The sequence below is a fragment of the Clostridioides sp. GD02367 genome (genome assembly GCF_045900275.1).
Taxonomy (GTDB): domain Bacteria; phylum Bacillota; class Clostridia; order Peptostreptococcales; family Peptostreptococcaceae; genus Clostridioides; species Clostridioides difficile_A.
This window is the reverse complement of the sequence record NZ_JBJODK010000016.1, coordinates 65,206-77,090: the sequence shown is the minus strand read 5'-3', so window position 1 is coordinate 77,090 and position 11,885 is coordinate 65,206. Positions and strand designations below refer to the sequence as shown.

The 11,885-nt window shown below is 24.2% G+C and carries 15 protein-coding genes and 1 CRISPR repeat array; of the genes, 13 read left to right on the top strand and 2 right to left on the bottom strand.

The features are described from left to right. Nucleotides 1–14 precede the first annotated feature (14 nt). Nucleotides 15–1,073 carry a toxic anion resistance protein gene (locus tag Q3223_RS17355; RefSeq protein ID WP_407812278.1) on the top strand — a complete coding sequence of 353 codons (1,059 nt, stop codon included), beginning with the start codon at nt 15–17 and terminating at the stop codon, nt 1,071–1,073. Between the two features lie 1,026 nt (nt 1,074–2,099). Continuing rightward, nucleotides 2,100–3,455 (top strand): reverse transcriptase domain-containing protein, encoded by a 1,356-nt coding sequence (locus Q3223_RS17350; protein WP_407812276.1) that lies wholly within the window; start codon nt 2,100–2,102, stop codon nt 3,453–3,455. A 192-nt stretch (nt 3,456–3,647) separates the two neighbouring features. Here Q3223_RS17350 and Q3223_RS17345 read toward each other — a convergent pair whose 3' ends face one another. Beyond that, complete coding sequence (locus Q3223_RS17345) at nt 3,648–4,439, bottom strand: GIY-YIG nuclease family protein (protein WP_407812274.1); 792 nt, start codon at nt 4,437–4,439, stop codon at nt 3,648–3,650. 281 nt (nt 4,440–4,720) lie between these two features. Here Q3223_RS17345 and Q3223_RS17340 point away from each other — a divergent pair, with 281 nt between their 5' ends. Together Q3223_RS17340 and Q3223_RS17335 are read left to right on the top strand one after the other, a co-directional pair. After that, the gene (locus Q3223_RS17340) at nt 4,721–5,491 is read left to right on the top strand and encodes a hypothetical protein (protein ID WP_407812273.1); all 771 of its coding nucleotides are present in this window, start codon (nt 4,721–4,723) and stop codon (nt 5,489–5,491) included. A gap of 984 nt (nt 5,492–6,475) precedes the next feature. Next, nucleotides 6,476–7,290: a CRISPR direct-repeat array (repeat unit 29 nt; unit sequence GTTTTATATTAACTAAGTGGTATGTAAAT). 403 nt (nt 7,291–7,693) lie between these two features. Further along, nucleotides 7,694–7,816 carry a hypothetical protein gene (locus Q3223_RS17335; protein WP_407812271.1) on the top strand — a complete coding sequence of 41 codons (123 nt, stop codon included), beginning with the start codon at nt 7,694–7,696 and terminating at the stop codon, nt 7,814–7,816. 14 nt (nt 7,817–7,830) lie between these two features. Here Q3223_RS17335 and Q3223_RS17330 read toward each other — a convergent pair whose 3' ends face one another. Beyond that, the gene (locus tag Q3223_RS17330) at nt 7,831–8,217 is read right to left on the bottom strand and encodes a helix-turn-helix domain-containing protein (protein WP_407812269.1); all 387 of its coding nucleotides are present in this window, start codon (nt 8,215–8,217) and stop codon (nt 7,831–7,833) included. A gap of 145 nt (nt 8,218–8,362) precedes the next feature. Here Q3223_RS17330 and Q3223_RS17325 point away from each other — a divergent pair, with 145 nt between their 5' ends. The 9 genes from Q3223_RS17325 (at nt 8,363) to Q3223_RS17285 (ending at nt 11,798) form a co-directional block, all read left to right on the top strand. Further along, nucleotides 8,363–8,539: a hypothetical protein gene (locus tag Q3223_RS17325; RefSeq protein WP_227831817.1), complete on the top strand. Its 177-nt coding sequence runs from the start codon at nt 8,363–8,365 to the stop codon at nt 8,537–8,539. Further along, a complete protein-coding gene (locus Q3223_RS17320; RefSeq protein WP_407812268.1) occupies nt 8,520–8,735 on the top strand; it encodes a hypothetical protein in 216 nt (71 codons plus the stop codon). The genes Q3223_RS17325 and Q3223_RS17320 overlap by 20 nt, the downstream gene beginning before the upstream one ends. Nucleotides 8,736–8,765: 30 nt before the next feature. Continuing rightward, the gene (locus tag Q3223_RS17315) at nt 8,766–9,632 is read left to right on the top strand and encodes a conserved phage C-terminal domain-containing protein (protein ID WP_407812267.1); all 867 of its coding nucleotides are present in this window, start codon (nt 8,766–8,768) and stop codon (nt 9,630–9,632) included. Nucleotides 9,633–10,097: 465 nt separating this feature from the next. Continuing rightward, nucleotides 10,098–10,373: a hypothetical protein gene (locus Q3223_RS17310; protein WP_223195724.1), complete on the top strand. Its 276-nt coding sequence runs from the start codon at nt 10,098–10,100 to the stop codon at nt 10,371–10,373. Between the two features lie 8 nt (nt 10,374–10,381). Next, a complete protein-coding gene (locus Q3223_RS17305) occupies nt 10,382–10,552 on the top strand; it encodes a hypothetical protein (protein WP_407812265.1) in 171 nt (56 codons plus the stop codon). Nucleotides 10,553–10,568: 16 nt separating this feature from the next. Beyond that, nucleotides 10,569–10,781, top strand: coding sequence for a hypothetical protein (locus Q3223_RS17300; RefSeq protein ID WP_223195722.1), 213 nt, complete (start codon nt 10,569–10,571; stop codon nt 10,779–10,781). 11 nt (nt 10,782–10,792) lie between these two features. Further along, entirely contained in the window at nt 10,793–10,942 is a 150-nt protein-coding gene (locus Q3223_RS17295) for a hypothetical protein (RefSeq protein ID WP_407812264.1), read from the top strand. Between the two features lie 14 nt (nt 10,943–10,956). Beyond that, the gene (locus Q3223_RS17290) at nt 10,957–11,253 is read left to right on the top strand and encodes a hypothetical protein (RefSeq protein ID WP_407812262.1); all 297 of its coding nucleotides are present in this window, start codon (nt 10,957–10,959) and stop codon (nt 11,251–11,253) included. A gap of 104 nt (nt 11,254–11,357) precedes the next feature. Continuing rightward, nucleotides 11,358–11,798 (top strand): RNA polymerase subunit sigma, encoded by a 441-nt coding sequence (locus Q3223_RS17285; protein ID WP_407812261.1) that lies wholly within the window; start codon nt 11,358–11,360, stop codon nt 11,796–11,798. The last annotated feature ends 87 nt before the right edge of the window (nt 11,799–11,885 follow it).

Here is an 11,885-nt window from a genome sequence, read left to right as displayed (position 1 = left end):
GGGTTGTTATTTTAGTGGATTGTTTAGAAAAAATAAAAGAAGAGTATGATTATATATCTATAAAAGGCAAGGATAAAATAAATTTTAATGATAAATATGAAATTGATTTAAGAGAAAGCGAAGAAGTAAAGACTATATTAGAAGAAATAAATATAAACAATATAGATAATATACTTAAATTTGGAAGTACATCTTCAAAGAGTGTTACAGAAATATCTGATGGACTGTTATATTCATTGAAAAATTATTATGATATTGACATAAATGAAGTATTAAATAAATTAGACAAAGTAATAAATGAATTTGATTTTGATGAACTAAAAGAATCTAAGAAATCAAATTTTTTTAAGCAAATATTTAAAAAAAATAAATATAAATTAGATAAACAAATAAGTAAATATACAGTGATAGTAGATGAAGTTGATAAAAGCTATTTTATATTAAAAAAATATGAAATAGATTTAAGAGATCAATTAAAAAAAATGAACATGTTATACGAATCAAACTTTGAATATTGTAGTAGCTTGGAAAATTATATATCAGCAAGTGGAATTATTTTAGAGAATTTAGACAAAGAATTGTCCCTAGAAGTAGAAAAAACAAAGTCTTATGAAAAAGTGGGATTTTTAAAGGAGAATAAAGAAATCTTAGAACAAAGAGTTTATGATCTAAAGATAACTCGAAATATATCTTTGCAGAATATAACATTAATGGAGCAAATTCAAAATTATAATTTCGAGTTAATAAATTTAATAAAATCTTCTCTTATAATTACACTGCCTATTTTTAAGCAATGCTTAACAAACTCAATATTATTAAAAAAACAGGAAATTTTGTCAATAGGAATAAATAGTGTGCAGAAATCAACAAACAAATTTTTTATGAAGAATAAAGTAAGCACATCTAAGAATAATTTAAAAATAATTGAGAATCAAACTGACTTATATTCACTATATAAAAAAATAATGTGTGGCATAGAAGAATATAAGAAAATAAAAGTTGAAAATAAAACTAATATTGAAGATGGCTTTTTTAAATTAGAGAATTTAAAAGAAGAAATGAAGTCCCAGTAATTTTGTAGTAATAAAAATAATAGTAGAATAAAAAATTGGTATAAATTATATTTTTATCTAAGCAATTAAATATCTATGGTAAAGATGTCCTCATAATCTGAATAAATAGATTGAAAGGACATTTTTTATATAGGAAAAATAGCTAAATTTAAAAAACTAATACAAATGAATTTAATTATTTTGTTTCTGAAAGTATCTTAACAAGCTAATAACTACAATTACAAATGTAAAACCAATATATACTTTAACTAAAATCGTTAAAATCGGTTGTATTGAAATATTTTTTATTCCTATTAATCCAAATCAAAATCAAAAGAATAATTGCCACTATATACATATATTTACAATTTTTAATGTATTTTTTCCATAAATATCATCTCCTATATAATAATTTATATTTGATTTTAACTAAAATTTTCTTAAGGAAATTAGTCTAAGTAAATCTAAGTTTTAAATAATACTTATATGTAGCGTTTCTAAGACATAGAAAAATAGAACTTAAAAAGGTTGACTACTATAATTTTAAAATTAATATTTGGACAAAGATTTATATTTTTAAAATTAAAATCTCAAGAAATTTTAACAACATAGTGATTTAAATCTTTCTAGTGCTTTGTCAATTTTTAGTACTCAAATATTTGTTATTCAAATTCTTATTTTTGATATAAATATGTCAATTAAAAAATGAAAAGTTTTATTATAATTAATAAGGTTTATTTTATTTAAAAATTAAAAAAGTATGATATAATAGATAATGCCTTAAGATTTAGTCTTAAGGGGAATTTGTATTCAATATGTCAATGTTTAAATTGATGTTATTCAAAAGATAAGTCTGTATAACTGCTATTATAAGCCATATGTTGTACAAGAACTTTAACCTCCAATCTGATGTTATAATAAGATTATACATGAAAGTATCATGAGGAGAGTAGCAGGGCAACCTAATTTTTTAAGAATGCTTGCTAACTTAAAGTTGATAATAGCTACGAATTATCTAGTTAGCAAGCTCAACTTGAGAGGAAAAATATGAATAAAAGAAAAATTTTTAAATATAAACCTTATGTCCACTTCGATTCTAGGAAAAATTCAAAAGATTATAAAGTTAAAATATCAAATCGAGATTGGGTTTCAAGTCATGGATTTTATCCATTTATTCATTATGAAATTATAAATCCAAAAAAATTTAAACAAAGTGAACCTAAAAAAAGAGAAATTTATTATTCAGCACATTTAGATAGATATATATATCAATTTTATGCCAATGAATTAAATACTTATTATAATAAAATAGCTAAAGAATATGGAATAAATCGTGTTTCAATCGCTTATAGAAATATATTTAATGGAAAAAGCAATATTCACTTTGCAAAAGAGGTTATTGATTTTATATCTGTACAAGAGAAAGCATATGTATATATAGCTGATTTCTCTAAGTTCTTTGACAGATTAGACCATTCATATTTAAAAGAAAAACTTTACGATGTTTTAAAGTGCGATAAATTACCAAAAGAACACTATGCAATTTTTAAAAATATCACAAACTTTACATACATTAATAGAAATGACATTTTAGAATATAAAGGTATAAATGATAAAGAATATAATAAATTAGATAAAATTTTTGAAACATCTAAAGAATTTCAATCTTTTAAAAAAAAATACCTTAAAAAACATAGAGATAGCTATGAAGGTAAAAAGAACATAGGGATACCGCAGGGTTCTTCAATTAGTGCAGTATATTCAAATATATATATGATAGATTTTGATAAAAATATAAATAATTATGTAACAAGTAATAAAGGAATGTATCGCAGATATTGTGATGATATTATAATTGTTATACCAATATGCGATGATGAAGAATATATTAAACATACAGAAAAAATTAATGCCATGAGAACATCAATCCCAAAATTAAATGTAGTTATAAATGATAATAAAACATCTAAATTTATATACAGTCAAGGGAAAGTAATAGGAGCAAAGCATACAAATAAAAACTTAATAAATTATTTAGGTTTTAGCTTTGACGGAAATTCTGTAAAAATAAGAGATAAAAGTTTATTTAAGTACTATAAAAGAATGTACAGAAAGGCAACTGTTTCAAGTAAATGTAGTGTAGTACTTAATAGAAAAATTTTTAGAAAAAAATTATATGGTATATACTCTCATTTAGGAGCAAATCCTAAACATAAAAAAATAAGAGGTGTCAATAATAAGCATGGAAACTTTTTAACATATGCTTATAAAGCACATGATGTTTTTAAAGAAAACAGTAAATATAAAACTAATATAAGAGCCCAAGTTAAAAATCATTGGAAAAAAATGAACATTAGATTAAAAGAAGCTGATTTATACTATAGAAATAAATATGAGAAATAAAAATAAAGTAATAAGTTACACTATTTGTTACTAATTAATATGATAACCCAAAAGCCTCTTTCAATGTGCTAAAAAGATAATTTTTGGGTTGTCATAGTATAAATGATAAATTTACTTACTTTTAATACTTAAATTCATTATTTATAATTTTCTCTTGTCAAGTTTAATTCTAATATATTTTTTAATATATAGTTAATAGTTTATGTTACAATAATCAGAAAGCTTATCCCACTCACAATCAATTCCAATTATCTTAAGAATATCATTAAAATGTTTACCAATTTTAATAATTTCAGATTCAAAAATTGGTTTTAACTCCATTAAATTAATCAAAGAACCAACCCTAATTTTTAATTCTATATCTATAAGGATTTCTTTATTTGTTGCTATACATTCTGTCCAGCTACGATACATTGAAATTAAAGTACAACCTCCAAAAGATTTCAATATCTCAAAATCATATGAAATTAAATTAATATCCGATTCATTCTTAAAAAATTCTATATCCCTATTTTCAAGGTTATATAGTACATTTAAAACATTGTTTTCATATAACATTTCACTCTTGGCATTTATTTTTTTTATTTTATTTAAAAAGTTAATAGATTTTTGACTTACATCATACTTTATTTCTATCTTTCTTTTTCTTCCAGTTCTTTTTTTCTTTACTTTTTCTGTAAAGTCTTCTTCTAAATATATATTCCAATCTTTATCTTTATAATCGAAAAAGATACGCTTAGTATCCATATCACCTTTACTTAATTTATTAAATCTTGGATTTAATTCATTTATTAAATAAACTTCAAAAAAATCCATATTACGTTTAGATGGAAGTTCAATATACTTTAATATTAATTCCTTGGTACACCAATCTTCTTTTTTATTATTCAAATGAGATGAATTTCTTTCATACATATATTCTGTTTTTCCAACATATAAACATTCTTTTGTAACTGGGTTAATATATTTATAAACATAGTACATAATAAAACTCCTTTTTATTTCTAATACTAGAACATATGTACTTTTTTTGCAACCTCTTTTTAATACAATATTACAAAAAGTTCATAATTTAAAATTAAATTATATATATTTTTCTAAAATTTTTATGTCATACTTATATTAGCAAAAAATAAAGATGGCAAATAGATAAATAATATAGATAAGTGTATACTGTATTTAAGCTTTTTATTTTATTAATAAAAACGTTTATATACCTATTCCTCAAAACATCTGATACAATCTTTTTAAAAGGAGGTATTGATATGTCAACAAAAAGTTTTGAAGAATTTTATTATATAAAGGATGAAAGCATACATAGTGTAGATGATGTAATAACTTGTTTTAAATTACATGGAAGAAAAATTGATAAATATCGTGAAAAGATGTTTTGCCCAGAATGCCATCAAGCGATGTTATCTTTTATTCCTGAAACTTCTATAAGATGTGCACATCTAAGACGTTATGGAACTGCTATTCACAAGGAAAACTGTTCTTATAATTATAAATATGCTAGGAAAAAAGTAATTAAAGAATATTTTGAATCTATTAGTTATAATGCTATTCAAGATAAATTAGATTCTGCTATAAATATGCTCTGTAGACCTATGACAAACCAAGAGAGAACTAAAGAAATCTCATTAAGTCAACCTGAAAATAATCCAATGCTTATACCAGAAAAAGTAAAAGAAAATACAATATTACGTTCTCTTAGAAGAAAAAGTCTAAATGTATGGGCTGGAAATTTAGAAAAAGATGAATTGTATATTTTTTATGGAAAAGTCAAATTGAGAGTAGTTGAACATGAAAAAAGAAATAGCTTAGGAAAATTATATAATTTTTATACATTAGAGCTTTATAGGCAAAATAAAAATGGAGACTGGACATTTAGAACTAGCTTATATCAAGGAGGAAATAGAGATTGTATCAATGAAGATTTTATATATTATATTGCACTTATTGGAAGTATTGGTGATAAAGGATGGGATATTAAATTAATAAATAAAGATGCAGTTAAATATTGCATTTGCGAATAAATATACTTAAACTCTAAAATGATAATTAAATCATCATTACAAGTGATATAAGCCATAAGGAACGATTTCATTATTTACAATAAGGTAGGAAAGTATAAATTATAAAACAAAAGCCTTTAAAATAGAAATAAATAGATATTTTTAATAAACAAAAGAGTAAAAAGTCAAATAATAAATATTTGATTTTTTACTCTTGATATAAATTACTTAGTGAACTGATTTTAAAGTTTAAAACATTTGGTTTTAATTCTGTAATTTGTAATAATTCATTATACAATTTAAACGGATTCTCATCATAAACAGTTAAGAGTTTTTTAATTTATTTGTTTTCATGAGTATAAAATAAAGTACTAACATTATTTTTAAACTCTACAAGACTTATTCCAACATGCTCAATAAACCTTTCTTCATCATTACTAAATATTTTTTCTGAAATAAAATGTACTTTGATTAGATTTGATCTAGTATCAAATTCATTTGGATTGTCTTTATAAACATCAATTAAATATGGATAATCTTCTAACTCTGCTTTTATTTTGCAATCTTCTAATACATAAAAAACCAGTATTTTATTAAAATAATATTAACATGTTTTATATTAACTAAGTGGAAAACAGAGTGGTTTTAAACTACTCTGTTTTTATATAAAGTAAAAATAGAAATATAAATTAATAAAGAAGTGCATATATAATTTATAAAATAAATTAAATAATAAGTTTTATAAAATGTATATATAAATTTAAATAATTTTGGTTCTCTATATTTAGTTTAATTAACAAACTAAAATTTTTATTAAATAAATTATGTTATAATAAATATATAAATATGCAGTGTGCGATATTTTGAAAATAAACGTTGTGATGCTTGTAAACACTGAGTCACAAGGTGTTTTTGAAAGATATCAAAAAGCACTACTTGTGGCTCACTGCAAATTTCAATATTTTCTGTATCTGAAAGTATTGAAATTGACCAATTTATTTCGGGGTTTTATATTAACTAAGTGGTATGTAAATGCAATAGAAATATATTTATATTTCAAAAAATAAAAAGTTTTATATTAACTAAGTGGTATGTAAATATGATTGGTCGGGTAGTTTTTTTGTGAAGTGTTATTCGTTTTATATTAACTAAGTGGTATGTAAATTTGGATATAAAACTTCATACCCTAATTTTTCAAAAGCGTTTTATATTAACTAAGTGGTATGTAAATTATTTAAATACTTGACTAATTACCTGTTCTCCACTAGTTTTATATTAACTAAGTGGTATGTAAATTCAAAAAACAATTTAAAAAACAATTATTTTTTTCAGTGTTTTATATTAACTAAGTGGTATGTAAATTTTTAAAAAGAAGGTGGAATAAATGACTAGAAAAGGTTTTATATTAACTAAGTGGTATGTAAATGTACCACCCGATACAGTAAGTTTTATTCCATATCCTTGTTTTATATTAACTAAGTGGTATGTAAATTCAATACAACTAGTTGGATAATGGCAATCATTCTTATGTTTTATATTAACTAAGTGGTATGTAAATTTAGCAATACAAATATAATCTAGCTTTTTTTTAAGGTTTTATATTAACTAAGTGGTATGTAAATAGGCGACTATAGTAGAGGCAAAAGCAACAACAACTAGTTTTATATTAACTAAGTGGTATGTAAATACTCAAAATTGGTTTGGCGACCAAACTTGAGGTAGTAGGTTTTATATTAACTAAGTGGTATGTAAATTAGGCTTGACAAAGTACAGGGGTAGCCGACAAAACGTGTTTTATATTAACTAAGTGGTATGTAAATTTTTTCCACTGCAAACAAAATCCTCAAAGTGTCTTAGTTTTATATTAACTAAGTGGCGAACAGAGTAGTTTTAACTACTCTGTTTTTTATTTGTAAATTTAATAAAATTAAATAAATGGTAAAAATTGGAAGTTGATTATTGCAAAAATAGGTACTATACTTGTAGTATAAAGAAGATATATATCGAAATAATACATATAAAACTACGTACATAAAACACTTTTAAAATAATCACATTAACTTTCAATTTGAATTCATCTTAGGACATGACATATACAATCAAAAATATAGACTATGTCAGTTTTAAAACTTAAAAATTGAAGAAAGGAGTCTGTTGTTTTTCAGAAGTTGGGTAATTGCAAGAATATAAATCAGAATATTTTGAAAACAGGGGGGCGATTTTATGGGAGATTTAGAAAAGGAAAAATATGAAATAATTGAAATTATAAAAAAACTAAATATCGATAAAGATAAAAGGAATTTATTGATGATAAAAAATTTTATCATTGGCCTTTTGAAAAAATAGAAGAATAGCAATTACTATTCTTCTATTTCTAATAAAGAATCTATCATTTTATCAAATACAGTTAGATATTTTTTATTCAATTTGAACATTTTAGTTATGATTTCTCTTTCTACTTTATTTTCTATTTTACTTAGTTCACCAACTAAATGAGCAAATTGTTCATCTAATTCTTTGATAGAAAACATTTCTCCAATTCCATTTTTAAGCCAATTTTCAGACACACTCCAAACTTTACAAATATCATTTAAAGTTCTTTCACTTGCATTTCTTTTACCATTCTCAATCAGAGATATTGTGTTTCTTTTTAAATTTAGTTTATTAGCAAATTCCTCTTGACTTAGATTGAGATTTAATCTCAGCTCTCTTATTCTTTTGTTTTCTAATTTTATTTCATCTATCATTATTATCCCTCCATATGAACATTATATTTTAATGGTGCTTACAAGTCAACAAAAAATAAAAGATGAAGTATTACAAAATAGTTGACTTGTAAGCAAATATATAATATAATTGTATTACGAAATCAACAAAAAAGAGGTGGTTAAAATGACAGATATAAATAAGATTAGAGAAGAAATATATGGAAAGTTAGAATTACTTAGTCATGCAAAACTAAAATTAGCATTAAGCAAAATAGACATATTAAAAGAAATTCAAGACATTGAAGATATAAATAATATACAAAATCAAAGGAGTGATAAATTTGAAAATCTCAGATTTTAATAGAAAGCAGATAGGAAAAGCTATTCAATTGCAAGATGTAAGATTTAGCACAAAAACCGATTGCATTATTGTAGAAGTAGAAAAGAATGAAATATTAGTTATGCATTACGAAAAAGAAATAGAGGAAATAATATACAAGGTTATAAGCGAAGAGGATTTAATATTCAATGATTACAAATTCGAATTATTGTCTTAAAAATAACTTAGCATGAAGGAGGTGTAGATTTTGGAACTTCTGAAAGATTCTAGAAAAAAAGAGTGGTTTTGGATAGAAAATTCGCTTATAGATAATTTAGACTTATCTACATATGAAAAGATGATTTATATAGTATTAGTTAGACATCTAGATGATGAAAGCACATGTTTTCCCAAAAAAAGCACTATAGCTAAAGAGGCAGGTTGTAGTGAAGCAACTGTAAAAAGAACTATCAATAGTTTGGAAGAAAAAAAGTTAATAAAAAGAGTATTTAGAAAGGATAAAAAAACAGGAAGCAACACTAGTAATTTATATTATGTAGCTAGCTCGAAACTAGGGGTTCACGCAGAGCCTAGGTTCACACAGAACCCCGGAGGGGCTCACACAGAGCCTAGGGGGGGCTCTGACAGACCCGCAAACAATACACATATTAACAATACCCAATTAACTAATAATATATATAGTCCTGCAGAGCAAAAAGAAGGTAAAACAAATGACAAAGAGGCACATAAAAGGATTATTGATTACTTAAATGAAAAAGCAGATAAATCTTTCAAGAGCACAACTAAAAAAACAAGAGACTTAATTAATGCGAGACTCAAAGAAGGGTTTGTTGAAGAAGATTTCTACAAAGCAATAGATAATAAAGTGCATACATGGTTAGAAGATGCCAAAATGAACATCTATTTACGCCCTGAGACGATCTTTGGCAACAAGTTTGAGTCTTACTTAAATGAAGTGCCACGAATGGCTAAAAATGGAAATGAGAGTGTCAAACAAAATAAAGAAGTGAGTAAAAATAAATTTGCCAATTTTGAACAAACATTTACTCAGTATAGTAACAAAGAGTTAGATGAAATTATAAAGAAAAGTCAAAAGGCAAAGTTTGAAAAATGAGTAAAGAAAAGAGGAAGTTTTATAAAGTAGTAAATTTGAGCAAAATTCAATATTGAAAAATATAGAAATTCAATATTGAAAAAGGGTCATTTTTCAATATTGAAATTAAAATTTGACAAAGTATTGAAAAACAATATTGAAAAAATTTAAAGAATATAGCAATTGCAATGCTTATAGAAGACGATTACATTATGCGAAAAACACAGGTTTAAAGAAGTTGTCAAAAACCATTAAAAAAATGGTAATGGGAGAGAGAAAAAATAAAATTAAAAAGTTTTATAAAAACGTTATTAAATTATAGCTAAAGTTTATTAATTAATTTCCTCGTAGGAAAAATAACCTTTAATAGAAAGAGGTATAAAAATGAACTAAAAAAATTTAGGATAGTTAATGCTATAATTTTTGAGCTAAATGGAGAAGAAGCACCGTTTTGGAATTAAAAAATGCATTAAGGAAGGGGAGTACATGATATTTAACATTGTAATTTTGATATTATGTTTTGATGCAGTCTTCAGCATTAGAAACAATATCAGATTAAGAAAAAGCATTAAATTAATAGATCAAGATGTAAAAGAAATTAATAGTTTTAAAAATAGTTTATATAAAAGTGCTAATTCATCATTAGATATTGCAGTCAGAATAAATAGAGTTTTTAATGATGCAACTAAGACAGTGGAAAATACTAAAAAGATAGAGAATGAATGTCAAAAGATATATGAGCAATTAAAAAAAGATATATAAAAAGGGGTATGGTTCATGAAGAAAATATCACATATGAACATATTAGAAAAACAGAATTCATTAATAAAATAGCATCAGAAATAAAATCTGAATCTAAGTCAATGAGTAGATATGAATCATTATTAAAAGCAACAGAAGTAGTAAAAGAAATGGAAAAAAGAGAAGAATATATATCTTAAAGAGGAGAATTGAAAAATGGTTAATAGAGAAAAAGAATATATAGTAAAATTCAGAACGAAAGGTACTAAGGTTAGGGGAAGACAGTGTGAAATAGCATTTTCAACTATGGATAATGCAGAACATTTTTATGAGCATCTTTTAAATTTGAAAGAGAATTATGATATTGAGATTTCAACTAGAATAGTAACTGATAATAGAATCATTAGAATAACTAGAAAAACAGTTTAGGGGGAAATCTCTTGAAAAAAGTAAAAGTAATTGGTGGTAGGGAAAATGAGTGTCCAATATGTGGTGGCAATGTATTTAAGATTGAAACATCAATCGGAATAGTTTGGCAATGCAAAGACTGTGGTTGTATGTATCAGGACTTTAAATGTAAGAAAAATTAAAGGAGGAGTTTAAGATGGAAGAAAATATGAAAAGCCTTATTGAACATAGTGAAAATATAAAGAATTTGAAGGAAAGCATGGAAAGTACAATAGATGAGTTAATTAATCTAAATGTTGGTAGTAGTGGAATTGATTTATATAGAGAAATTATGCAAGAAGAAATACATAAAGAAACTATAAATGTATGTAAAGATAGTAAAGAAATAATTATTATCAAGAAAAGAGAAGAAGAACAAATGCTAAAAGATATAGAAAAAAATGAAAGTAAAATTGAAGATTTTTTTAAGAAAATAGGCTTTGGTAATAAGTAAAATTCAAAAAAGAAAGAGGAGCATTACTTCACGCTCCCGCTTGTCAAAATTCTAAAGTTGTCATCACAAAATCATTATAACATAAATGGGAGTGTGAAGTAATATTGGCCGATAAAAAAGATATTTTGTTCAGTAGCGCAGAGGGCAAGTTATATAGCTATAAAAAAGCAAAAGCAGAAATAGAGAAAATAGGTATTGATATAGAAATAATAAAGAATAACTATAGAGGATGCAGTGGTATTGAGGTTAAAGAGAAATCAAGTAGAAGATATAACACTAAAAGTGTAGTTGAGATAGAAGTTGAAGAGAAAGAAAGGAAATTATTATTAAAAGAAAAAGAGAAAAGACATAAGGAATTATTAGTTGAAAAAATAGATAATGCAATGAAGATATTAAGTGAAGAAGAAAAGAAAATAGTCCAATATAAGTATTTTTCAAATAATAGGACATCTTGGGAATATGTTGGTAGAATGATTGGTTTTTCAACAAGTAAGTGTAAGCAGATGAGGATAGAGATTATAGATAAGATAAAAGGACTGCTTTGAAGTTTTGCCATTATGAAAAATATGGTAAAAAGATTGTCGATATTAAAAAATTTGTCCCTTCCTATGATAATATAATAATCATGGGAG

Coding starts and splice junctions, on each gene's coding strand:
- Q3223_RS17325 (WP_227831817.1), top strand. CDS start 8,363: ATGACAGATATAAATAAGATTAGAGAAGAAATATATGGAAAGTTAGAA.
- Q3223_RS17330 (WP_407812269.1), bottom strand. CDS start 8,217: ATGATAGATGAAATAAAATTAGAAAACAAAAGAATAAGAGAGCTGAGA.
- Q3223_RS17345 (WP_407812274.1), bottom strand. CDS start 4,439: ATGTACTATGTTTATAAATATATTAACCCAGTTACAAAAGAATGTTTA.
- Q3223_RS17300 (WP_223195722.1), top strand. CDS start 10,569: ATGGTTAATAGAGAAAAAGAATATATAGTAAAATTCAGAACGAAAGGT.
- Q3223_RS17290 (WP_407812262.1), top strand. CDS start 10,957: ATGGAAGAAAATATGAAAAGCCTTATTGAACATAGTGAAAATATAAAG.
- Q3223_RS17350 (WP_407812276.1), top strand. CDS start 2,100: ATGAATAAAAGAAAAATTTTTAAATATAAACCTTATGTCCACTTCGAT.
- Q3223_RS17310 (WP_223195724.1), top strand. CDS start 10,098: ATGATATTTAACATTGTAATTTTGATATTATGTTTTGATGCAGTCTTC.
- Q3223_RS17335 (WP_407812271.1), top strand. CDS start 7,694: ATGGGAGATTTAGAAAAGGAAAAATATGAAATAATTGAAATTATAAAA.
- Q3223_RS17340 (WP_407812273.1), top strand. CDS start 4,721: ATGTCAACAAAAAGTTTTGAAGAATTTTATTATATAAAGGATGAAAGC.
- Q3223_RS17305 (WP_407812265.1), top strand. CDS start 10,382: ATGGTTCATGAAGAAAATATCACATATGAACATATTAGAAAAACAGAA.